We start from the raw sequence: 22,948 nt of genomic DNA on the forward strand, positions 1-22,948 counted from the left end.
GCAAAAGCTCACTCCGCTTCCGCGGCGCCGAACCCTGCGCCCATCGTCGCGCGGACGGCGCCCGACCACGGCGTGGCATGATTGTCGATGCGCATCTGGAAGATAAAATAGGTCGGCGAGCAGAAGCCGACACCTTTCACCTTGCCGATACCAGGCGTGTCGGGCGGCAGCGATTGGCACATGTAATCTTCGCGGCAGAAATGACCGGCCGAGCAAGCCGGCCGGTTGCCGCGATTGACGGCGCCGCCCAAGCACTGGTCGAAATTATTGGTCGCCACGCAGATGTCGAATTTTTTGCCGCCGACCAGCCCGCAGATCTCGTTCGGCATCGGCTTGCCCGGCTTGAAGCCGGCAAAGGCACGGTCCTTGTCATTGCATCCGCGATAGGCGATGCCGGCCGGCACACCGATCTTCGGCGGCCGGCAGGTGTAGGCGGTGGGCGAAATGTCGGTGGCGAAGGCCGCGAACTGGCCGGTAATGCTGTAGCGGTCATTGAAAGGCTGCGTGCCGTTGCTGGCGATCGAGCCGGTCAGGCATGGATGGCCGGAGAACATCTTTTCGCTGTCTTTGGGCAGCAGGCATTGCGCCAGTTTCGTCCGCACCCCCGATGCCGTCGCCAGCGCCGTGCAGACGGTGCCGCCGCCGCATTGCCAGGTCGCGCCGAAGCGGGCCGCATCCTCCGGTTTCAAACACGGCATCGCCATCTCGGCCGGTGCATAAGCGACCTCGCCCGCGTCTTTCCATGCGGCCGGTGGCGCGAAGGACAGCGGGCGGAGGCGGTTCGGCTCCTTGCCGTCGGCGGTCGCACGCAGCCAGGCTTCGCGCCGCGGCATCTCGGCATGAAGATGCGGCGAGATGCCGACCTCGATGCGGTTCAGCGGCGATGTCGTCTTGTCGTCGAGGCCGATGAAATGGAAACCGGCGGTCGAACCAGCCTGATGACAACCCTGGCAGGCGCCATTGTCGAGCCGCTCGACCAGCGCTTCCGGCGTGCGCAGCAGCTTCAGCGCGGAATAGTCCAGCCCGGAAAAATCCGCGGGCTGGAACAGCGGCGTGAACGGGTGATTGGCCTGCCTTGCGCTGCCGAAAGTCGACCATGAGACGACTTTCTTCGCCAGGAATTCATTGGGGATTTCGTAGACGCCGAGATCGACCGCCGCGACATTGGCGCTGATATAGTCGGAAAGTTTTGCTTTCAGCGCGGCGTCGTCGGCAAGCCGCGCCAAGTCGGGCGTGTTTTCCAGCGGCTTTTCGCTGACCGTCTCTCCACCGACGCCAAAAATCCGCATGAGGTAGGCAGCCTGGCCGCCAAATTCGGTCTCCTGGCCGGAGGGAAAGCGCACAATCTGGGCGTTGAGCTCGAGCTGCTTGAAGCTCAGCCCGGCCCTTTCAAGCGGCCCGCCGATGAGCCAGCCGATATCGACGGTCTCATCGAGCGGCGGCGTCCAGCGTCCGGCAACGCCGACGCAGCCGCCATCGGCGTCCGGCGCGGCGCTATAGATGGCATTGAAATTGAACGGCAAGCGCGAGGCCAGAACCTTGCCGTTTTTCTTGAAGCTGTAGGCAAGGCGGTAGATGAAACGGACCTCGCCGCAGCCCCCATCGCCTCCTATTTCGGCGAAATCACGCCGATCGAGCCGGTTGACGACACCGACCAGCCGAAAGCGCGCGGCGTCGGTCTTCAGCCAGCGCATGTCGATGATGCGGCCGACATTGCCGTCGGTGACTTCGTAGAGCGACCGCCCGCCAGCCCTCATCTCGGCGCGCAGCGCGGCGACATCGCCGGCAATCGTTTCGATGATCCGATGATAGGCCGGCGCCCGGTCGTAGAGCGTCTTCAGGTCGCCCTTGCCGTCGACATCGAAAATGCCGGCGAAATCAAAACCCCTGGCGTCGAGAGCGGCCAGCACGGCCGGATCGTCGACGATCATCACCGGACCTTCGGCGCGCGCCAGGCTGGCCAAGAAAAAATTGGCGAGAATCACGGCGATCAGGGCGAGCCGACGGTTCATTCAGCGGTTATCCTGTTGCGATTTTCGGCAAGCTCGCGCAGCACCGGCACCAGCGCCAGCGGCAAGTCTTCAGCGATCAGCCCAGGTCCGAAACGGCTGCCGGCCTCAGCATGAATCCAGACCGCCGCGCAGGCGGCTTCGAAAGCCGGCATGCCTTGTGCCAGGAGGCCGGCGATGATGCCCGACAGCACGTCGCCCGAACCGGCGGTGGCCAGCCATGGCGCGCCGTTGCCGTTGATCGCCGCCCTGCCATCGGGCGCCGCGATCACCGTGTCCGCGCCCTTGTAGACGACGATGGCGCCGGCGCGCGCGGCGGCAGTGCGCGCCTTGGCCAGCTTGGACAGGGTCTTGTCTGCGGCGATGTCCGCAAACAGCCTGGCGAATTCGCCCTCATGCGGCGTCAGCACCAGCGCTGGCGCGTTCAGACGACGGGCGGCTTCGAACAGAACGTCGGGCGTATCGCGAAACGAAGTGATGCCATCGGCATCGAGCACCAGCCCGTCGACCTTGCCGTCTTGCCGCCCCCCGGTGGCCAGTACGCCAAGGGCAAAATCGCGTGTTTTCTCGCCAACGCCAAATCCGGGTCCGAGGACAAATGCCGATGGCCGGCGGCCCTCGATGAATTCCTGCACGTCCGCGATGCTGTCGGCCTTTTTCAGCATGATCGAAGTCAGATGCGCGGCATTCACCTGCACGGCATTCGCCGGCGACAGCACGGTCACCGCCCCTGCCCCGCTTCTGGCCGCGGCAAGCGCCGACAGCCGTGCGGCACCCGTCGCCGATGGCCCGCCGGAAAAGACGCCGACATGGCCGCGCCTGTATTTATGCGCGTCGACGGCTGGGACCGGGAAATTTTCGAGCCAAATCGGCGGGATGTTCTCGAAGGTGAGCGGTTCAAGCTGAGCAACGATATCGTCGCTAATGCCGATATCGGCAAGCACCAGCTTGCCGCACATCCCGCGCCCCGGCAACAGCAGATGGCCGGGCTTTTTTCGCGCGAATGTTACCGTGAATTGGGCGCGGAATGCCTGGCCGAGAATCTGGCCACTGTCGCCTGACACGCCTGAGGGCAGATCGACCGCGACGACAGGCAGGTTCAGTTCTGTCGCAACCTCGACCGCCCTGGCGGCATCACCGGACAGCGGCTTGGACAGCCCCGCCCCATAAAGCGCATCGACCAGGATCGAACCTTTATCGGCAGCAAATTCCGACAGCGGCCGTGGACTGACCCGGCATTCCGACGCGGCGAGCGCCGCGTCGCTGCCGGCTTTGGGCGAGCCGGATGCCCACAGCAACACGTCGACGGCGCTGTCCCTTAGAATGCGGGCGACGACATAGCCATCGCCGCCATTGTTGCCAGGTCCGCACAGCACGTGGACGCGCCTGGCAGCCGGAAAATGGGCGAGCACCACCGCAGCGACTGCGCCACCTGCATTGCGCATCAGGACAATGCCGTCGAATGGTCCGGCGGAAATCGTCAGCCGGTCGGCCTCAGCCATTTCGGCCGGAGACAGAATTTCATTGCTCATGGATGCCGATCCGCATTGGCTCAAGCCGATCCTGTGGTCAAACCCCGATCCTTGTGGTCAAACCCCGATCCCTGTGGTCAAACCCCGATCCCTGTGGTCAAACATTGTCCAGTTTTCGGTTCGAAGCAACGGCGATGAAATGGCACGATCTGTAAGCACATCGTTAGGGACAATGGCGTCCTCGAAGCACAATTGCCCGCGAAATGCTCTATCTGCCCAATTATTGTGCGGACGGTAGCGTCGACAATGTGTAGGTTCCCAGTATCCATGACGCAGCCAATGCAGCGAATGACGCGAATTTAGCCCTCAACGCGGCATGGCATCGAAATCGCGTGATACCGCTTCGAATCCCCTCAAATTGGCACGGTTCGTGCTTGAAAGAGGCGCAAGCGGGGCTCACAACCCGTCTTTTTTGACAGTGGAGGCCACTTTTTACATGAAAAAGATCGAAGCGATCATCAAGCCGTTCAAGCTAGACGAAGTGAAGGAAGCGCTTCAGGAGGCCGGGCTGCAGGGCATCACCGTAACGGAGGCCAAGGGTTTTGGCCGGCAGAAGGGCCATACCGAACTCTATCGCGGCGCTGAATATGTCGTGGATTTTCTGCCCAAGGTGAAGATCGAGGTCGTGCTCGGCGACGACGCGGTCGAAGGCGCGATCGAAGCCATTCGCAAGGCGGCCCAGACCGGCCGCATCGGCGACGGCAAGATCTTCGTCTCCAACATCGAGGAAGTCGTGCGCATCCGCACCGGCGAAACAGGGATGGACGCGGTCTGAGGATTCTGATTTCAGATCATCTCCTCGAAACGTCATCAGACAGGGAAACATGACATGACGACAGCCAAAGACATCATGAAGCAGATCAAGGACAACGACGTGAAATTCGTTGACCTGCGCTTCACAGATCCGAAGGGCAAGCTGCAGCACGTGACGATGGATGTCGTTGAGGTCGAGGAAGACATGTTTGCCGACGGCGTCATGTTCGACGGGTCCTCCATCGCCGGCTGGAAGGCGATCAACGAGTCCGACATGGTGCTGATGCCCGACACCGAGACGGTGCATATGGACCCGTTCTTCGCGCAGTCGACCATGGTCATCCTGTGCGATATCCTCGATCCGATCTCCGGAGAATCCTACAATCGCGACCCGCGCGGCACCGCCAAGAAGGCTGAAGCCTATATGAAGGCGGAAGGCATCGGCGATCAGATCTTCGTCGGCCCGGAAGCCGAGTTCTTCGTGTTCGACGACGTCAAGTACAAGGCCGATCCGTACAACACTGGCTTCAAGCTCGACTCCACCGAATTGCCGTCCAACGACGACACCGACTACGAGACCGGCAATCTCGGCCACCGCCCGCGCATCAAGGGCGGCTATTTCCCGGTGCCGCCGATCGACTCGGCGCAGGACATGCGCTCCGAAATGCTGACCGTGCTCGCCGAAATGGGCGTGCGTGTCGAAAAGCACCACCACGAAGTGGCCGCTGCCCAGCACGAGCTCGGCATCAAGTTCGACACGCTGGTCCGCAACGCCGACAAGATGCTGATCTACAAGTATGTCGTGCACCAGGTCGCCAACGCCTACGGCAAGACGGCCACCTTCATGCCGAAGCCGGTCTTCGGCGACAACGGCTCGGGCATGCACGTCCACCAGTCGATCTGGAAGGGCGGCAAGCCGACCTTCGCCGGCAATGAATATGCCGGCCTCTCGGAGAGCTGCCTGTTCTACATCGGCGGCATCATCAAGCATGCCAAGGCCATCAACGCCTTCACCAATCCGCTGACAAACTCCTATAAGCGCCTGGTGCCCGGCTATGAAGCGCCGGTGCTGCTCGCCTATTCGGCCCGCAACCGCTCTGCCTCCTGCCGCATTCCATTCGGCTCGTCGCCGAAGTCCAAGCGTGTCGAGGTCCGCTTCCCCGATCCGGGCGCCAACCCCTACCTCGCCTTTGCCGCCATGCTGATGGCCGGGCTCGACGGCATCAAGAACAAGATCCACCCGGGACAGCCGATGGACAAGGATCTCTACGACCTGCCGCCGAAGGAACTGAAGAAGATCCCGACCGTCTGTGGTTCGCTGCGCGAAGCGCTGCAGAGCCTCGACAAGGACCGCGGCTTCCTGAAGGCCGGCGGCGTCTTCGACGACGACCAGATCGACAGCTACATCGAGCTCAAGATGGCCGAAGTGATGCGCTTCGAAATGACCCCGCATCCGGTCGAGTACGACATGTATTATTCGGTGTGATTGGACGAGGGATCAAGAAAAACCCCGGCGGAGCGATCCGGCGGGTTTTTTGTTTGGGATGGCGAACACTCAATCCAGCAGTTGGTGTTGTCGCCCTGGCAAATGGCCGACGCGACGGAGAACAGTCACGGCGCAGACAGAAAAGTCTGCGCCGTGATGAGCGCTCAAGCGGCGGCCGAAACCTCGGCGCTGGTCGGGACGGAGGCAATCGTCTTCAGGATCTGGGAAGCGATCTGGTAGGGGTCGCCCTGCGAGTTCGGGCGGCGATCCTCGAGATAGCCCTTGTAGCCATTGTTGATGAAGGAATGCGGCACGCGGATCGAGGCGCCGCGATCGGCGATGCCATAGCTGAACCTGTTCCATGGCGCGGTCTCATGCTTGCCGGTCAGACGCTTGTCGTTGTCCGGCCCGTAGACGGCGATGTGATCCATCAGGTTCTTGTCGAAGGCGGCCATCAGCGCCTCGAAATAGTTCTTGCCGCCGACTTCGCGCATATAAGCGGTTGAGAAGTTGGCGTGCATGCCGGAACCATTCCAGTCTGTGTCGCCGAGCGGCTTGCAGTGGTATTCGATATCGATGCCGTATTTCTCGGTGAGGCGCTGCATCAGGTAGCGGGCCATCCACATCTGGTCGGCGGCCTTCTTGGAGCCCTTGCCAAAAATCTGGAATTCCCACTGGCCCTTGGCCACCTCGGCGTTGATGCCTTCATGGTTGATGCCGGCGGCAAGGCAGAGGTCGAGATGCTCCTCGACGATCTGCCTGGCGACGCTGCCGACGTTGCTGTAGCCGACGCCGGTGTAGTACGGGCCTTGCGGCGCGGGGTAGCCGCTCTCGGGGAAGCCGAGCGGGCGGCCGTCCTTGTAGAAGAAATACTCCTGCTCGAAGCCGAACCAGGCGCCCTCGTCGTCGAGGATGGTGGCGCGCTTGTTGGATGCATGCGGCGTCACGCCGTCCGGCATCATGACTTCGCACATGACGAGCACGCCATTGCTGCGCGCGGGATCGGGATAGATGGCGACCGGCTTCAGCACGCAGTCGGACGAGTGGCCTTCGGCCTGCATGGTCGAGGAACCGTCGAACCCCCACAGCGGAAGCTGGTCGAGCGTCGGGAATTCGGCATATTCCTTGATCTGCGTCTTTCCACGAAGGTTGGGAACCGGGGTGTATCCATCGAGCCAAATGTACTCGAGCTTGTATTTCGTCATTCTAGCCTCTCGTTGCTTTGATCACCGAACCTTGGACGGCGCCGGCATGCCAGCCACCCTGCAGCCGACCTGCCGGATTATTACAAAGCAATTCGTGTGCCATTCTCGCCGGCCAAGGATGCGACAAAACTGACGCCGCATGCCGACAAATCCGCTGCCGCGTAATCGCAATGCGTCCGGATCAATCACAAGCATGGTCTGCATAAATAGCAGGCAGATACTGATCTTTTTATAATCATATTGCCTAACTGGATTGCAGAACCTATCCTCGGGAAAGATTGAATCGGCAAGGCTCTGCACAAGAAGGGAGACCGACAATGGAAATCACTCCTACCCGTCAGTCGGCCAAAATCCTGATGTTCCCGGTGGCAGCGCGCGCTTCTGCCTCAAATTTAAGCGGAAAGGCTAAGTTCGCGGCAGAACTTGCTTCATTGCGCAACCGTACGGATTTCGGAAGTGGCTGGTATCACGAAGCGGCCATCGACGAAGAAAAACAGGACCGGGACAGCTAAACCATTCCTCCGCATCGCTTTTGACGAATTGCAAAGCAAAGCCCGGCGCGATCGCTCGCGCCGGGCTTTTCATTTTTGCTGTCAGGCGAGGATCAGGTCTTGGCGTGCAAGTCCGTTCCCAGCGTATCCCTGACAAAGATCGTACCGATGATCAGCGACATCGCCGCGATCACCACCGGATACCAGAGGCCGTAATAGATATCGCCGCTGTAGGCGCTGAGCGCGAACACCGTCGCCGGCAGCAGGCCGCCGAACCAGCCATTGCCGATGTGATAGGGCAACGACATGCCGGTATAGCGGATGCGGGTCGGGAACATTTCTACCAGGATCGCGGCGATCGGTCCGTAGACCATGGTCACGTAAATGACCAGGATGAACAGGACGCCGATGACCTTTGCCCAGTTGACCTGTTCAGGGTCGGCAAACATCGCAAAGGCGCCTGCCGCCGGGACGCTGTAGACGGTGATCTCGGGCACCGCCGCTGCCTCATCGGCCGTCAGCAGCTTGTCCTTGACCGCCCGGTCGGTCGCAACCGTCGTCTTGTCGCCGGCGCGGATTGCGGCGGCGTCGAGCTTCAGTTCCGGATTGGCCGCTACGAAGGCGTCAAGCTTCTGGTCGGCGACCTTGGCCGCAGCACGCTTCAGCGGATAGCCGCCGTCCCGCAATGCAATGTTGATTGCCTTCTTGAACGCGGCGTCGCTTGAAGTCGCCTTGTCTGCGGCTGCCACGGCATCATAGGACGCCACCGTTGCGGTGCCGATCTTGACACTGGCCGCGGTCCCCGGTGCCGCTGTCGTGACAATGTCATAGGGCACCGAGCTCTTGGCAAGGAAGTCCGTCGCAATATCGCACGATGTCAGAGGCTTGCGCGTTCCGGTCGGATTGAACTGGAACTTGCAGTCGCCAGGCGCAGCGGTAATCGTGGCACGGGTGTTTTGCTGTGCGGTGGCGAGCGCCGGATTGGCTGCCCAGGTCAGCGCCTTGAACAGCGGGAAGGTGGTGACGATCGCCAGCGCCAGGCCCGCCATGATGATCGGCTTGCGGCCGATCTTGTCGGAGAGCCAGCCGAACACGACGAAGAAGATAGTGCCGAGCGCCAGCGCGATGGCGATCATGATGTTGACCGACTGGCCGTCGACCTTGAGCACGTTCTGCAGGAAAAACAGCGCGTAGAATTGGCCGTTGTACCAAACCACGGCCTGGCCGGCAGTAAGGCCGAAAAGCGCCAAAATGGCGATCTTGGCATTCTTCCACTGTCCGAAGGCTTCCGTAAGCGGCGCCTTGGAGCCCTTGCCCTCGTCCTTCATCCGCTGGAAGGTCGGCGATTCGGCAAGCGACAGGCGAATCCAGACCGATATGCCGAGCAGAATGGCTGAGAGCAGGAATGGAACGCGCCAGCCCCAGGCCTCGAAATCCTCCTTGCTCAGCGAATTTTGCACGATAAGGATGACGACCAGCGACAGGAACAGGCCAAGTGTCGCCGTCGTCTGGATCCACGATGTGTAGAAGCCGCGACGGTCGTCGGGCGCATGCTCGGCCACATAGGTCGCCGCACCGCCATATTCACCACCGAGCGCCAGGCCCTGCAGCATGCGCAGCGCAATCAGGATAATAGGCGCTGCAATGCCCCAGCTTGCCGAACCAGGCAGCAGGCCGACCAGGAAGGTCGACAGGCCCATGATCATGATGGTGACGAGAAAGGTGTATTTGCGACCTACGAGATCACCGATGCGGCCAAACACAAGCGCGCCGAACGGGCGCACGAGGAAGCCAGCGGCGAAAACCAGCAGCGTAAAGATGTTGCGCGTCGCTTCCGGATACGAGTTGAAGAATGTCGAGCCGATCGCTGCCGCCAATGCGCCGTAGAGATAGAAATCGTACCATTCGAAAACGGTGCCGAGCGAGGAAGCGAAGATGACTTTCTTCTCTTCCCGTGTCATTCCGCGGCTTGCTCTGCCGGCGGTCGCTGCCATTGCCATGAATTCGTCCTCCCGTGACATCTCGCTGTGCTTGATGCTGCGCGGTGTCGCCTCTGGACACGAACTCGGGCAGCTATCGCCGCGAGAAGTGACAGAAAGCGCCGCCCAGAGGCAGCCCGTCTTTGGGATTATGACTTTGGTCCAATGCATCGGCCCGAACATCGGAATCGATGTTCGGAAAGCACGATGCATAGATTCAAAGTGTTAGGGCGTATTTTGCACGTCCAACTGGAACGCACGTCGCTCTAATAGGGCAAGGCGAAACGAATGAGGGCGGCGATTGCCGTCAGCCCTTGAGCGCCGTGAGGAGACCGACGGCGGCCATCATGTCGCGCTTGCGGTGGGCACGGCGGGCGACGGCTTCCGCGTCATGGCCCCAGTGCTCGGCCTGCCAGTCCTCGTCGACATGGCCGGCGGCCCAGGCTGCCTCGCCGTCGATCTCGCCGAAATCGACGGCCAGCGCCAGCAGTGCCGATCCCGTCAGCGACGTCATGACGTGGATGGCGGCAAGCCGGAGCGGGTCGGCACGCTGGGCAAGATGAACGCCGAGCACCGCGAAACTCTCGCGCGGCTGCTCGACATGGATCACCCCTTCGGCGAGGTGAAACCGGGCGCCGAGCGCGCTCCGCGCCCAATCGATGACGGGGTCCCAATATTCGTTCTGCCGGTCGACCAGCCCCTGCGGGGCGTCGGCGCGATAGCAGAGCAGGTCGGACGAGGCAAAGCGCAGGATGTCTTCCAAAACCGCCTGCGGGTCGCTGGCGACGCCGTCGATGGCCGTGTTGACCAGACGCATGACCGGCATCGTCATCGGGTCGATCGTCTCGCCTTGCGCGGCGAACTCGCCGGCGACCAGAGCGGCGGCTTTTTCGGTCGGCAGGATCAGAAGCGCTCTGCCCGGCGTACGGACCGGCTTGCCATCGAGATGAACCGCAAAACCAGCTTCGGCCGGTGCGACCAAGACGGTTTTGTAGAAGCGTTTCGGCAGATGCGTCTTCATCTGGATCTGGGCACGGCGTACCGGATCCGGATCGGAAAGCTGCTTTCCCGCTTCGAGGTCGTTGAGAATATCGCGCATGCCGGAGCCTTTCATCCGGGGATCTGTTTTCGGGCCGGCCGATTCACAATGATCAGACCGGCTGCGATGAGGCCGAGTGCCAGGAAAATACGGATGGTCAGAGGCTCGTTCAAGAAGATGGCGCCGCACAGAACGCCGAACACCGGCGAAAGAAAGGTGAAGCTCGACAGGCCCGATGCCGGATAGCGCCGCAGCAACCAGAACCAGAGCACATAGGTGAAGGCGACGATGTAGACCGCCTGGAAAAGCAAGGCCAAGGTCGGCAAAGCGGCGAAGTCGCGGACGGGCGGCCCGGCGAAAGGCAGCACCAAGGCGCCGACCATCGCAGCGCCGGCCAGTTGGTAGAGCAGCAACTTCTCGGCGCTCGTTTCCGCCAGTTTCGTGCGCTTGATGACGATGTAGGTCAAAGCCCACAGAATGCCGGCGCCGAGACTGAGCAGATCACCAATCAGGGTCGCACCGTTATCGGCGCTCAACTGCTCGGAGAACACCGCGACCAATCCGGCGAAAGCGAGCAGAAGGCCGACGAGCCGGCGCGCGGTGATGCGTTCGTTGAGCAGGAAATGCCCGCCGACCAGCACCCAGAACGGCATGGTGTTGACCAGCAAGGTGTTGCGCGCGACGGTCGTCTGTTCGAGCCCGACATAGAGAAACAGGAACTCGAGACCAAAAAGCGCGCCTGCCAGAATGCCGGCGACAAGGGTTCCGTCGCGGGTAAAAAGCGCAATGCCGCGCCAGCGGCACCAGACGAGAACGCACAGCCCGCCGATGACCGACCGTGCGATCGACAGGAAAACGGGATCGTAGCCGGCATAGGAGATCTTGGCGGCGACGTAGTTCAGCCCCCAGGAAAAGGTCAGCCCGACCATGATGGCGGCGGCGGCCATGTCGACCCTGTCGCGACGGTCGAGCGTATCTGTGGCCATGCCCATTGGAACTAGTCCTCCGCGCTGGCGTCGTCGAAGCCGATCAGGTTCCAGCTCTGGCGCATATGCGGCGGCATCGGTGCGGTGACGTCGATGAAACCCTTGTCGGGATGCGGGATGACGATGCGGCGCGCGTGCAGATGCAAGCGGTTCTGCATGCCGCCGGGAAAATCCCAATTGGTATCGGCCTCGAAATATTTGGGATCGCCGATGATCGGGCAGCCGATGTGAGCGGCATGGACGCGAAGCTGGTGGGTGCGGCCGGTATAGGGTTCCATCTCCAGCCAGGACAGGGTCTGCGCCGCCTGCTCGACGATCCGGTAATAAGACACTGCGTGGTCGGCGCCCTTTTCGCCATGCTTGGCGACGCGCACGCGGTCGCCGTCGGGCGTCGGTTCCTTGATCAGCCAAGTCGAGATCTTGTCCTCGCGCTTCGGCGGCACGCCCTTGACCAGCGCCCAATAGGTCTTCTTGGTCTCACGCGCCCGGAACGCCTCGGCAAGCTTCATGGCGGCGAGCCTGGTGCGGGCGACGACCAGCACGCCTGACGTGTCGCGGTCGAGCCGGTGCACCAGACGCGGTTTCTCGCCCTTCTGGCTGCGCCAGGCTTCCAGCATGTCGTCGACATTGCGGGTGACACCTGAGCCACCCTGGACGGCGAGGCCGGCCGGCTTGTTGAAGACAAACACTTTTGGATCTTCATGGATCAGCATCTTGGCCAGAACGTCGGCGTCGCCCTGGTTGCGGATCGAGTGACCGGTGAGCGGGCTCTCGCCCTTCTTGTCCACTTCGAGCGGTGGGATGCGAACCGTCTGGCCCGGCTCGACGCGGGTATCGGCCTTAACCCTGCCGCCATCGACACGGATCTGGCCGGAGCGCAGCAGTTTTTGCAGATGGCCGAAGCCAAGGCCCGGAAAATGGGTCTTGAACCAGCGGTCGAGCCGCATGCCCGCCTCGCCGGCCTCCACCGTGATCTGTTCTACGCCTGCCATTGTCTCGTTTTTACCCGTTTCCAGCGCATGACCTGAAATCGATCTTCGGAAAGGGTCATGCGCAAATCAAAAAGCTACAGCGTCCTTGGCGCGCCCCGAGGGGCACGCGGCGCTGCAAGCGGGGGCAATAGCATTAAGGCAGGCTTCTTGCGAGCCAAAGACCCAGAAACAGGGCAATGATCGCGCCAATGAGGCTGGCAAGGGCGTATCCGAACGCCGGCAGCGTCGCGCCGCGCTCCCACAGCGTCGCAAAATCGAGCGAAAAGGCGGAGAACGTGGTGAAGCCGCCGAGGATGCCGGTGGCGACGAACAGCCGAAGCTCGTTCGATCCGCCGTAGCGCCGCGCCAGGGTCGTGATGAACAGGCCCATGGCAAAGGAGCCGACAATGTTGATCGCCATCGTGCCCCAGGGAAAACTCGGGCCGACAAAACGCAGCGCAACGAAATTGACGACGTGGCGGAGCCCGGCACCAATAGCGCCGCCCGCAGCAACGAGGAGGAGATTGATCATCGCCGTTTACTGCCCTTACAGGGTGGCTCGGTCAATCCCTGCCCCTGAGCGGGAAAGTAGCGCGAGCCTACTTTTTCCGCTTGCCGCGCAGCTTCGCCCAATAGTCGAGCCGCTTCCTGATATCACGCTCGAAACCGCGCTCGGGCGGATCATAGAATTTACGGCGGCCCATCTTTTCCGGAAAATAATCCTGTCCGGAAAAAGCGTCCGGCTCGTCGTGGTCGTAACGGTAGCCGGCGCCGTAATCTTCTTCCTTCATCAGCTTGGTCGGGGCGTTGAGGATGTGTTTGGGCGGCAGCAGCGAGCCGAACTCCTTCGCCGCCTGAGTGGCGGCCTTGAAGGCGGTGTAGACGGCATTGGATTTGGGCGCGCTGGCGAGATAGACCGTGGCCTCGGCGAAGGCGAGCTCGCCCTCTGGCGAGCCCAGATAGTCGTAGGCGTCCTTGGCGGCATTGGCGACGACCAGCGCCTGCGGGTCTGCCAGCCCGATATCCTCCATCGCCATGCGCACCAGGCGGCGGCCGAGATAGAGCGGGTCCTCGCCGGCATCGAACATGCGGGCGAGATAATAGAGGGCGGCGTCGGGGTCGGAGCCGCGCACCGATTTGTGCAGCGCCGAGATCAGATTGTAATGGCCGTCCTGGCCCTTGTCGTAGATCGGCGCGCGGCGCTGGACGATGCGCTGCAGGCCCTCGGCGCCGAACACCTCGCCTGACTTGGCGGCGCGCCAGACCTCTTCTGCCAGCGTCAGCGCCGCACGACCATCGCCATCGCTCATGCGGACGAGCATCGCCCTCGCCTCGTCGTCGAGCGGCAGTGCCCTGCCCTCGGTCTCCTCGGCACGGGCCAGCAGTTTTGCGATGCTGTCCTCACCGAGCGGATGGAAGACCAGCACGCGCGCGCGGGACAGTAGCGCCGCATTCAGCTCGAATGAGGGGTTTTCGGTGGTGGCGCCAACCAACACGACGGTGCCGTCTTCCATCACAGGCAGAAAACTGTCCTGCTGGGCGCGGTTGAAGCGATGGATCTCGTCGACGAAGAGCAGCGTCTGACGGCCGTTGGTGCGGCGCAGCTTCGCCGCCTCGAACACTCTCTTCAGGTCGGCGACTCCGGAAAACACCGCCGATATCTGTTGGAACGCAAGGCTGGTTTCGCCGGCAAGCAGCCGCGCGACCGTGGTCTTGCCCGTCCCGGGCGGCCCCCAGAAGATCATCGAGCCGAGCGAGCCGGAGCCGATCAGCCGCGTCAGCGCGCCGTCGGGTCCGGTCAGATGCTCCTGGCCGACGACCTCGCTGAGGTTCTGCGGGCGCAGTCGGTCGGCCAGCGGCCTGCCGGGCGGCGCCTTTTCCGGTTCATCGACACTGAACAGATCGGCCATGCATGTCTTTTCGTTGGAGCGCGATCTCGTCCGAAGGATCGACGCTCGGGCTTAGTAACGCAACACCTGGCGCAGTATCTGCCCGCCGCGCTCGACGGTAAAGCGCCACCAGCGCGTCTCCTGCATGGCTGCCTGTTCCAGGGTCGCCGCGGTATCGATGGTCAAGCCGTTGACCTCGCGAACGATGTCGCCCGGCTGGAAGCCGAAACCGGCTGCGGGCGAACCGCGATTGATGTCGATCACCGTAACACCCTTGACGTCCGTGCGGATGCCGAGCCGCTGGGCGAGCCGCGGCGACAGTTCCGCAACCTTGGCGCCGGAGAACGGGCTGCGACCGCGGAGCGTCACTTCCGCGAGTTTCGCACCTTCCGGCGCACGCTCCAGCGCGATGTCCATCGCCGCTTGCTGGCCTTTGCTCAGAACGGCGAAGCTGGCATTGGTGCCGATCGACAGCGTCGCCATCCGGTAATCCAGCGCCTCGATGCTCTCGACCGGCGTGCCATTGAGCGACAGCACGACGTCACCGGCCTTGAGCCCCGCCTTGGCCGCCGGCCCGGCTTCGTCGATGGACGAAACCAGTGCCCCGGTCGGCGTCTCGAGACCGAGCGATTCGGCGATTTGCGGCGTCACGCGCTCGAATTCGGCGCCGATATAGGGCCGCTCGAAGAAGTCGCGCCCGGCCTTGGCCGCATCGGCAAAAGCGCGAACCATATTGGAGGGAATAGCAAAGCCGATGCCGATCGAGCCACCGCTGCGGCTGTAGATCGCCGTGTTGATGCCGACCAGTTGGCCACCCATGTTGATCAGCGCACCGCCGGAATTGCCGGGATTGATCGCAGCGTCGGTCTGGATGAAGAAACTGGAATCGGAAACGCCGATGTGGCTGCGGGCAAGTGCCGAAACGATGCCGCTGGTGGTGGTCTGGCCGACACCGAAGGGGTTGCCGATGGCCAACAACAGGTCGCCGACCTCGAGCGCGTCGGAATCGCCGATGGCGACGACCGGAAATGGCTTGTCGGCGGAGATCTTGAGCACGGCGAGGTCAAGCGTCTCGTCCTTGAGCAGCACCTTGCTGTCGAATTCACGCCCGTCCGCGGTGGCGACCTTGACCTGATCGGCGTCCTTGATGACGTGGAAATTGGTGACCACTATGCCTGTCGGGTCGACCAGCACGCCGGAGCCGAGCGAAGACTGCGCACGCGGCTGCGAACGGCCGAAGAACTCTTCGAAGAACGGATCGCCGTCGAAGGGCGACCTCAGCCTGGCCGTTTGCGAGGCATAGACATTGACCACGGCCGGCGCCGTCTGCTTGACCAGCGGCGCAAACGACAGTTGCATCTCCTCGCGGCCGAACGGCACGCGCTTGTCTGGACCGGAGGTGGCATTTTCGCCTTCGGCGCCGCGCAACATGTCGGTCAGCACGTCGGACAGACCGGGATCGGCCTTGGTGTCCTGAGCCAGCGCCTGCCTGGCGGCCGGCACGACTGCCGCCGCCAACAAGGCGCAGAGTAGAACAAGGGACATCCGTTTTACGCGCATTCCGAATCCTCCGGGGTCGGGCGCCATTGTCCCGACGATTGTGCAAAATGAAAGGCTAAGTCGATGTAATCGAATATTCTCGAGGAAAAGACATGGGCTTAAGTCAAGACAGTCCCCGCAATGCTCCCTACCGCGTCCAGAACGCACAAAAGGGCCCGCAGGCCCTTTTGAACTCCTTGAGGGAAAACCGAAGCTTATGCGGCTGCGGCTTCCTCGTCGGTGCCTTCTGCCTCGATGCGGGCACGGTCGCCGGCGCCCTTGGCCGAGGTGTCGCGATCGACGAACTCGATGACCGCCATGGCGGCATTGTCGCCGTGGCGGAAGCCCGCCTTCATGATGCGCAGATAGCCGCCGTTGCGGGTGGCGTAGCGCGGCGCGATCGTGTCGAATAAGCGCTTGACGACGCCTTCATTGCCGATCTGGGCAATCACCTGGCGGCGGGCATGCAGGTCGCCGCGCTTGCCTAGCGTCACCAGCTTCTCGACGATCGGACGCAGATCCTTCGCCTTCGGCAAGGTGGTGAGGATCTGCTCATGCTCGATGAGCGACACGGCAAGATTGGCAAACATCGACTTGCGGTGGCTTATGCTGCGGGCGAACCGGCGGCCTTTAAATCCGTGGCGCATGGCTCTTCTCCTGGTGTTGTGGGCGGTTGGCCCGGCTGTTTCGTTTTGTGAATGGTCAATAGTGAATGGTGAATGGAAGGGCTCTACCTCTCCGAAGTCGCCGACCGACGACCATTCACCATTTCACCATTCTCAATTCACCGGTCAGTATTGATCTTCGTAACGCTTGGCGAGGTCTTCGATGTTTTCCGGCGGCCAATCCGGCACTTCCATGCCGAGGTGCAGGCCCATCGCCGCCAGGACTTCCTTGATCTCGTTCAGCGACTTGCGGCCGAAGTTCGGGGTGCGCAGCATCTCGGCTTCGGTCTTCTGGATCAAGTCGCCGATATAGACGATGTTGTCGTTCTTCAGGCAGTTGGCCGAACGCACCGAAAGCTCGAGTTCGTCGACCTTCTTGAGCAGCGCCGGGTTGAAGGCAAGCTCGGTCACCTGCTCGGCGGCGACTTCCTTCTGCGGCTCGTCGAAATTGACGAACAGGCCAAGCTGGTCCTGCAGGATGCGGGCGGCGAAAGCCACCGCGTCCTCGCCCGAGATCGAACCGTCGGTATCGATCGTCATGGTCAGCTTGTCGTAGTCGAGAACCTGGCCCTCGCGGGTGTTCTCGACCTTGTAGGAGACCTTCTTGACCGGCGAGTAGAGGCTGTCGACCGGGATGAGGCCGATCGGCGCGTCTTCGGCGCGATTGCGGTCGGCCGGAACGTAGCCCTTGCCGGTATCGACGGTGAACTCCATGCGGATTTCTGCGCCCTCGTCCAGCGTGCAGATGACGTGGTCGGGATTGAGGATCTCGACGTCGCCGACCGTCTGGATGTCGCCGGCCAGAACAGCGCCCGGTCCCTGCTTGCGCACGACCATGCGCTTGGGGCCGTCGCCTTCCATGCGGATGGCGATTTCCTTGATATTCAAGACGATATCGGTCACGTCCTCGCGCACGCCGGCGATGGACGAGAATTCATGCAGAACGCCGTCGATCTGCACGGCGGTCACCGCCGCGCCACGCAGCGAAGACAGAAGCACGCGACGCAGCGCGTTGCCGAGGGTCAGGCCAAAGCCGCGCTCGAGCGGCTCGGCGACCAGCGTGGTCAGCGTCTTCTTCTTCGAAGAGAACTCGATCTTGTTCGGCTTGATCAGTTCCTGCCAATTTTTCTGGATCATGATGCTTTCCTTCCGTTGACCCGCCACCATCCAATCGTGGCGGGCGACCTGGAATGCCGTGGAGGAACGCTCCTGGCGTTCGCGCGGCGTTCGGTAATTTTTCCCTAAAGCGCGTAGCGCTTCAGGTCTCTGTTCTTATGCCTGTCGTTGCCCCAAACCGCTGCGCTCTCGGTTCAGGCCGAGGCAATGCTTTGGGCGATAATCTTTAGACGCGGCGCTTCTTGCGCGGGCGGCAGCCATTGTGCGGGATCGGCGTCACATCACGGATCGAGGTGATGGTGAAGCCGGCTGCCTGCAATGCGCGCAGCGCCGATTCACGACCTGAGCCCGGTCCGCAGACCTCGACCTCAAGCATGCGCATGCCGTGTTCCTGGGCCTTCTTGGCAACGTCCTCGGCAGCCATCTGGGCAGCGAACGGGGTCGACTTGCGAGATCCCTTGAAGCCCTGGGCTCCCGCCGACGACCAGGCAATCGAATTGCCCTGCGCGTCGGTGATGGTGATCATCGTGTTGTTGAAGGTCGAGTTGACGTGGGCAACGCCCGACGAGATATTCTTGCGTTCGCGACGGCGAACACGTGTGGCTTCCTTGGCCATGATGGTCCTTTCAGTTGATCTCTACACCGCCGTAATGCCAGCGGCTCCACCAGGGAGAAGGCAGTAGGGGAATACGGCAGTAGGGCAGTATGTCTGCCGATCCTATTGCCTTACTGCCCTACTCCCGTACTGCCCTAAATTACTTCTTCTTGCCGGCGATCGACTTGGCCGGACCCTTGCGGGTGCGCGCATTGGTATGCGTGCGCTGGCCGCGAACCGGCAGCGAGCGGCGATGACGCAGGCCGCGATAGCAGCCGAGGTCCATGAGCCGCTTGATGTTCATCGACACTTCGCGGCGCAGATCGCCCTCGACCTGGTAGTCACGGTCGATCGTCTCGCGGATCTGCAGCACTTCCGCGTCGGTCAGCTGGTTGACGCGGCGCTCGGCCGGGATGCCGACCTTGTCGACGATCTCCTGGGCGAAGCTCTTGCCAATGCCGTGAATGTACTGAAGCGCAATGACGACGCGCTTGTTGGTCGGAATGTTGACGCCGGCTATACGAGCCATGTTCTTCTCTTCTCCATGTGGGCCGGACAAGCCGGCGCTGTCAAAGTTGCCCCGCGTCCGGTGGAGGCCGGCCCATGCGGGAGTTTCCAGTTCAAAGCGGCTGCCTTGCCCTTGCGGGCAAGCAAGCCTCATGCCTGATAGGAAGACGGGCCGCCATACCCCAGCGAACCGCTCCAGTCAAGCGCAATCGTTTATTTTCCGTTCGCAGACCGTTGAGCCGCCGCTGGGGTCGCAGCCGTGAGCACCGCTTCGATCTGCCGCGTCACCGCATCGATGTCGGCCATGCCGTCGACACCTCTGAGCTTGCCCTTGGCATAGTAGTAGCCGATCAGCGGCGACGTCTTCTTGTAGTACTCCTTCAGGCGCTCTTCGAACACCGCCGGATTGTCGTCCTTGCGCACCGGCAGACCCGCGGCCTTGGCCTCTTCGGCGCGCTTGCCGATTCGACCAACCAGCGCCTTGTCGTCGACGACAAGCTCGATGACGGCATCGAGAGTGAGGCGGCGAGCCGAGAGCATCGATTCAACCGCGTCCGCCTGCACCAGGGTTCGCGGATATCCGTCAAGGATGAATCCCCCGGCGCAATCGGCCTGATCGATGCGCTCGGCGACAATGGCGTTGACGATGGCGTCGGAAACCAGTTCGCCAGCATCCATCACCGCCTTGGCCCGTTTGCCGACTTCGGTGCCGGCCTGGACAGCAGCGCGCAGCATATCGCCCGTGGAAAGTTGGGGAATGCCGTATTTTTCTACCAGTCTTTGTGCTTGCGTCCCCTTGCCCGCCCCTGGCGGCCCAAGCAATATCAACCTCATCTGGCCTTCTTCCCCCCGCGCAGCTTCGACTTCTTGATCAGGCCCTCATACTGGTGCGCGATCAGGTGACCCTGAATTTGCGCCACCGTGTCGAGCGTTACACTGACCACGATCAGAAGCGATGTGCCACCGAGGTAGAATGGTACGCCAGTCGCTGAAATCAGGAACTCGGGCAGCAGACACACCAGCACCAGATAAATAGCGCCGACGACAGTTATGCGGGTAAGGACATAGTCGATGTAATCCGCGGTGCGCTCGCCCGGACGGTAGCCCGGAATGAAACCCGAATGCTTCTTGAGCTGGTCGGCGGTGTCCTTCGGGTTGAAGACGATCGCCGTATAGAAGAAGGCGAAGAACACGATCATCGCCGCATAGAACGCCATGTAGAGCGGCTGGCCATGGCCGAGTGCAGCCAGGACGGTGCTGGCCCAGGCTGGCATGTTGGTCGTCTGCGAGAAGCCGGCGACCGTGGCCGGCAGCAACAGCAGCGAAGAGGCAAAGATCGGCGGAATGACGCCGGCGGTGTTGAGCTTGAGCGGCAGGTGCGAGGTGTCGCCCTGGAACATGCGGTTGCCGACCTGGCGCTTGGGATACTGGATCAGCAAGCGCCGCTGGGCGCGCTCGAAGAACACGATCAGCGCGATGACGACGACGGCAAGAACGATGATCGCCAGGATCAGGCCGGTCGACAGCGCGCCGGTGCGGCCAAGTTCCAGCGTACCGGAGATGGCTTGCGGCAGGCCAGCGACGATGCCGGCAAAGATGATCAGCGAAATGCCGTTGCCGATGCCGCGGGCGGTGATCTGCTCGCCGAGCCACATCAGGAACATGGTGCCGCCGACCAGCGTGATGACGGTCGAGATGCGGAAGAACATGCCGGGATCGCTGACGATGCCGCTGCCGCCTTCCAGTCCGACCGCAATGCCGTAGGCCTGGACCAGCGCCAAAAGCACGGTGCCGTAGCGAGTATACTGGTTGATGACCTTGCGGCCCTGCTCGCCTTCCTTCTTCAGCGACTCCAGTGACGGGATGACGGAGGTCATCAGCTGCATGATGATGGAAGCGGAGATATAGGGCATGATGCCGAGGGCAAAGATCGCCATGCGCTCGACGGCGCCACCGGCGAACATGTTGAACATGCCAAGCACGCCCTTGCTCTGCGACGAGAAGGCCTGGGCGAAAGCGTCGGGATTGATGCCGGGCAGCGGGATATAGGTGCCGAGGCGGTAGACCAGCAACGCACCAACGGTGAACCAGATGCGCTTCTTCAGATCCTCCGCCTTGGCGAAGGCCGAGAAATTCAGATTCGAGGCTAGTTGTTCAGCAGCCGAAGCCATGCCTGATTCTCCGCTTGGTCACGCTCGATGGCCCGCAACTCAGGCGGCGCGTGTCACCGAAGCTCACGAGATAAGCTCCGGACTGCAAACATGCAAGCGGCCGCGTTGACGCGGCCGCCATATTGAGCAGATCAAAGCGCAATCAAAAGCGAAACGTGTCCCGCTCTGCCGATCGCGCTTCAAATCGCCGTTACTCGGCTGCTGCCTTTTCCGGCAGCTTCACCGAACCGCCGGCCTTTTCGATCTTCTCGATGGCAGCCTTGGAGGCGCCGGCCACGTCGAAGGCAAGCTTCGACTTGATCTCGCCGTCGGAGAGGATGCGCACGCCGTCCTTGACGCGGCGGATGACGCCGGCCGCGACCAGCGCTTCGGCGGTCACGGTCGTCTTGGCGTCGAGCTTCTTGGCATCGAGCGCAGCCTGGATGCGGGCCAGCGACACGACGGCAAAGCTCTTGGCGAAGATGTTGTTGAAGCCACGCTTCGGCAAGCGCCGGTAGAGCGGCATCTGGCCACCTTCGAAGCCGTTGACGGCGACGCCGGAGCGCGCCTTCTGGCCCTTGACGCCGCGACCGGCGGTCTTGCCCGAGCCGGAACCGATGCCGCGGCCGAGACGCTTCCTGGAATGCGTCGCGCCGTCCTTGTCACGCAGATCGTTGAGTTTCATCTGAGTTCTCCTGCGCTCTGGTTCAGCCCTCGTCCACGACGCGGACGAGATGCTGGACGGCAGCGATCATGCCGCGCACGGAGGGGGTGTCCTCCAGCGTGCGCTGCTTGTGCATCTTGTTGAGGCCGAGGCCGACCAGCGTCGCGCGCTGCTCCTTCGGCCGGCGGATCGGCGAACCGATCTGCTCGACGGTGATGGTCTTGGTTGCTTTCTTGGCCATGGTCAATATCCCTGGTCAGCGCGACTATTCTTCGGCCGCAACGGCGGTGCCGCGGCGGGCCTGAAGGGTCGAATACTTGATGCCGCGCGCGGCAGCCACATCCTTGGGATGCATCTGGCTCTTCAGCGCGTCGAAGGTGGCGCGAACCATGTTGTAGGGGTTCGACGAACCCATCGACTTGGCGACCACGTCATGCATGCCGAGCGTCTCGAAGACGGCGCGCATCGGGCCGCCGGCGATGATGCCGGTACCCTGCTTGGCAGCGCGCAGCAGAACGCGTCCGGCGCCCCAGCGTCCTTCGACGTCGTGATGCAGCGTACGGCCCGAGCGCAGCGGCACGAAGATCATGTCGCGCTTGGCCGATTCGGTCGCCTTGCGGATCGCCTCCGGCACTTCGCGCGCCTTGCCATGACCGAAGCCGACGCGGCCCTTCTGGTCGCCGACGACGACGAGTGCTGCAAAGCCGAAGCGCCGGCCGCCCTTGACGACCTTGGCGACGCGGTTGATGTGGACGAGCTTGTCCACCATGCCGTCGTCTCGCTCTTCGCGATCACGGCCGCGGCCGCCATCCCTACGTTCCTGTGCCATATCCTGTTCCTTGTTTTTTTCCGGAAGCACGGTTGATGATGATATCCGGTTCCCTCTGTGGGTTGCCGGGAGCGAAACTCATTTTTCCGTTCGCATGATCTTATCCAAAAAGTCTGCAACTTATTGCTGCGCTGACCTCCGGTTCAGGATCACGCTTTAGAAGCTCAAGCCACCTTCACGGGCGGCCTCGGCCAGCGCCTTGACGCGGCCGTGATAGATGTACGGTCCGCGGTCGAAGACGACTTCCTTGACGCCGGCCTTCGAAGCGCGCTCGGCAATCAGCTTGCCGATTGCCACAGCGGCGGCAGTGTCGGCACCGGTCTTGAGCGAACCCTTGAGGTCCTTCTCCAGCGTCGAGGCGGCAGCGATGGTGTGGCCCTTGGCGTCGTCGATGACCTGGACGTAGATGTTCTTCGACGTGCGGTGGACCGACAGACGCGGACGCTCGCCGGCGACCTTCTTGATCTGGCGGCGGACGCGCTGAGCGCGGCGTTGGGTGGAGTCTTTCGAGCCCATGATATCAGTTCCTTGCCTTCAAAAAAC

23 protein-coding genes are annotated in these 22,948 nt (G+C 62.3%); 3 read left to right on the top strand and 20 right to left on the bottom strand.

Annotated features, from left to right (window positions below; genetic code table 11):
* Positions 1-8: 8 nt before the first annotated feature.
* Together AC0L2K_RS31725 and AC0L2K_RS31730 are read right to left on the bottom strand one after the other, a co-directional pair.
* Positions 9-2,012, bottom strand: a complete 2,004-nt coding sequence (locus AC0L2K_RS31725; protein ID WP_473533255.1) for a hypothetical protein — start codon at positions 2,010-2,012, stop codon at positions 9-11.
* Complete coding sequence (locus AC0L2K_RS31730; RefSeq protein WP_473533256.1) at positions 2,009-3,541, bottom strand: NAD(P)H-hydrate dehydratase; 1,533 nt, start codon at positions 3,539-3,541, stop codon at positions 2,009-2,011. Before AC0L2K_RS31730 ends, AC0L2K_RS31725 begins: the two co-directional genes overlap by 4 nt.
* Before the next feature lie 436 nt (positions 3,542-3,977).
* Here AC0L2K_RS31730 and AC0L2K_RS31735 point away from each other — a divergent pair, with 436 nt between their 5' ends.
* Complete coding sequence (locus AC0L2K_RS31735) at positions 3,978-4,316, top strand: P-II family nitrogen regulator (RefSeq protein ID WP_006205430.1); 339 nt, start codon at positions 3,978-3,980, stop codon at positions 4,314-4,316.
* Between the two features lie 54 nt (positions 4,317-4,370).
* The gene (gene glnA, locus AC0L2K_RS31740) at positions 4,371-5,780 is read left to right on the top strand and encodes a type I glutamate--ammonia ligase (RefSeq protein ID WP_023799265.1); all 1,410 of its coding nucleotides are present in this window, start codon (positions 4,371-4,373) and stop codon (positions 5,778-5,780) included.
* Between the two features lie 164 nt (positions 5,781-5,944).
* On the opposite strand, the gene AC0L2K_RS31745 is transcribed toward glnA, so the two are convergent.
* Positions 5,945-6,985: a glutamine synthetase beta-grasp domain-containing protein gene (locus AC0L2K_RS31745; RefSeq protein ID WP_473533257.1), complete on the bottom strand. Its 1,041-nt coding sequence runs from the start codon at positions 6,983-6,985 to the stop codon at positions 5,945-5,947.
* 317 nt (positions 6,986-7,302) lie between these two features.
* Between AC0L2K_RS31745 and AC0L2K_RS31750 the strand changes: the two genes are divergently transcribed.
* Positions 7,303-7,497, top strand: a complete 195-nt coding sequence (locus tag AC0L2K_RS31750) for a DUF2735 domain-containing protein (RefSeq protein WP_473533258.1) — start codon at positions 7,303-7,305, stop codon at positions 7,495-7,497.
* 92 nt (positions 7,498-7,589) lie between these two features.
* Here AC0L2K_RS31750 and AC0L2K_RS31755 read toward each other — a convergent pair whose 3' ends face one another.
* From AC0L2K_RS31755 to rplR, 17 genes are all read right to left on the bottom strand, one after another.
* Complete coding sequence (locus AC0L2K_RS31755) at positions 7,590-9,476, bottom strand: MFS transporter (protein ID WP_473533259.1); 1,887 nt, start codon at positions 9,474-9,476, stop codon at positions 7,590-7,592.
* Positions 9,477-9,762: 286 nt separating this feature from the next.
* Positions 9,763-10,554, bottom strand: a complete 792-nt coding sequence (locus AC0L2K_RS31760; protein WP_473533260.1) for an ATP12 family chaperone protein — start codon at positions 10,552-10,554, stop codon at positions 9,763-9,765.
* Between the two features lie 11 nt (positions 10,555-10,565).
* A complete protein-coding gene (locus tag AC0L2K_RS31765; RefSeq protein ID WP_128248297.1) occupies positions 10,566-11,486 on the bottom strand; it encodes a DMT family transporter in 921 nt (306 codons plus the stop codon).
* Between the two features lie 5 nt (positions 11,487-11,491).
* Positions 11,492-12,472 (bottom strand): RluA family pseudouridine synthase, encoded by a 981-nt coding sequence (locus AC0L2K_RS31770; protein WP_091591186.1) that lies wholly within the window; start codon positions 12,470-12,472, stop codon positions 11,492-11,494.
* A gap of 133 nt (positions 12,473-12,605) precedes the next feature.
* Positions 12,606-12,983: a fluoride efflux transporter CrcB gene (crcB, locus tag AC0L2K_RS31775; protein WP_128248296.1), complete on the bottom strand. Its 378-nt coding sequence runs from the start codon at positions 12,981-12,983 to the stop codon at positions 12,606-12,608.
* 67 nt (positions 12,984-13,050) lie between these two features.
* Positions 13,051-14,361: a replication-associated recombination protein A gene (locus tag AC0L2K_RS31780; protein ID WP_473533261.1), complete on the bottom strand. Its 1,311-nt coding sequence runs from the start codon at positions 14,359-14,361 to the stop codon at positions 13,051-13,053.
* A 51-nt stretch (positions 14,362-14,412) separates the two neighbouring features.
* On the bottom strand, positions 14,413-15,900 hold the full coding sequence (locus AC0L2K_RS31785) for a DegQ family serine endoprotease (RefSeq protein WP_128248294.1): 1,488 nt from the start codon (positions 15,898-15,900) through the stop codon (positions 14,413-14,415).
* A 194-nt stretch (positions 15,901-16,094) separates the two neighbouring features.
* The gene (gene rplQ / locus AC0L2K_RS31790) at positions 16,095-16,526 is read right to left on the bottom strand and encodes a 50S ribosomal protein L17 (RefSeq protein WP_023799277.1); all 432 of its coding nucleotides are present in this window, start codon (positions 16,524-16,526) and stop codon (positions 16,095-16,097) included.
* A gap of 144 nt (positions 16,527-16,670) precedes the next feature.
* The gene (locus AC0L2K_RS31795) at positions 16,671-17,681 is read right to left on the bottom strand and encodes a DNA-directed RNA polymerase subunit alpha (protein ID WP_023799278.1); all 1,011 of its coding nucleotides are present in this window, start codon (positions 17,679-17,681) and stop codon (positions 16,671-16,673) included.
* Between the two features lie 205 nt (positions 17,682-17,886).
* Entirely contained in the window at positions 17,887-18,276 is a 390-nt protein-coding gene (gene rpsK / locus AC0L2K_RS31800; protein ID WP_023799279.1) for a 30S ribosomal protein S11, read from the bottom strand.
* Positions 18,277-18,415: 139 nt separating this feature from the next.
* Complete coding sequence (gene rpsM, locus AC0L2K_RS31805; RefSeq protein WP_023799280.1) at positions 18,416-18,784, bottom strand: 30S ribosomal protein S13; 369 nt, start codon at positions 18,782-18,784, stop codon at positions 18,416-18,418.
* Between the two features lie 191 nt (positions 18,785-18,975).
* Positions 18,976-19,596 (bottom strand): adenylate kinase, encoded by a 621-nt coding sequence (locus tag AC0L2K_RS31810; RefSeq protein WP_128248293.1) that lies wholly within the window; start codon positions 19,594-19,596, stop codon positions 18,976-18,978.
* Positions 19,593-20,933 (bottom strand): preprotein translocase subunit SecY, encoded by a 1,341-nt coding sequence (gene secY, locus AC0L2K_RS31815; protein ID WP_023799282.1) that lies wholly within the window; start codon positions 20,931-20,933, stop codon positions 19,593-19,595. The genes AC0L2K_RS31810 and secY overlap by 4 nt, the downstream gene beginning before the upstream one ends.
* Positions 20,934-21,123: 190 nt before the next feature.
* Positions 21,124-21,597, bottom strand: a complete 474-nt coding sequence (rplO, locus tag AC0L2K_RS31820) for a 50S ribosomal protein L15 (protein WP_027154037.1) — start codon at positions 21,595-21,597, stop codon at positions 21,124-21,126.
* Between the two features lie 22 nt (positions 21,598-21,619).
* Complete coding sequence (gene rpmD, locus AC0L2K_RS31825) at positions 21,620-21,817, bottom strand: 50S ribosomal protein L30 (protein ID WP_006205449.1); 198 nt, start codon at positions 21,815-21,817, stop codon at positions 21,620-21,622.
* A 24-nt stretch (positions 21,818-21,841) separates the two neighbouring features.
* Complete coding sequence (gene rpsE / locus AC0L2K_RS31830) at positions 21,842-22,405, bottom strand: 30S ribosomal protein S5 (protein ID WP_006333394.1); 564 nt, start codon at positions 22,403-22,405, stop codon at positions 21,842-21,844.
* Between the two features lie 156 nt (positions 22,406-22,561).
* The gene (rplR, locus tag AC0L2K_RS31835) at positions 22,562-22,921 is read right to left on the bottom strand and encodes a 50S ribosomal protein L18 (protein WP_023799284.1); all 360 of its coding nucleotides are present in this window, start codon (positions 22,919-22,921) and stop codon (positions 22,562-22,564) included.
* Positions 22,922-22,948 lie beyond the last annotated feature (27 nt).

This window comes from Mesorhizobium sp. WSM4817 (assembly GCF_055811135.1).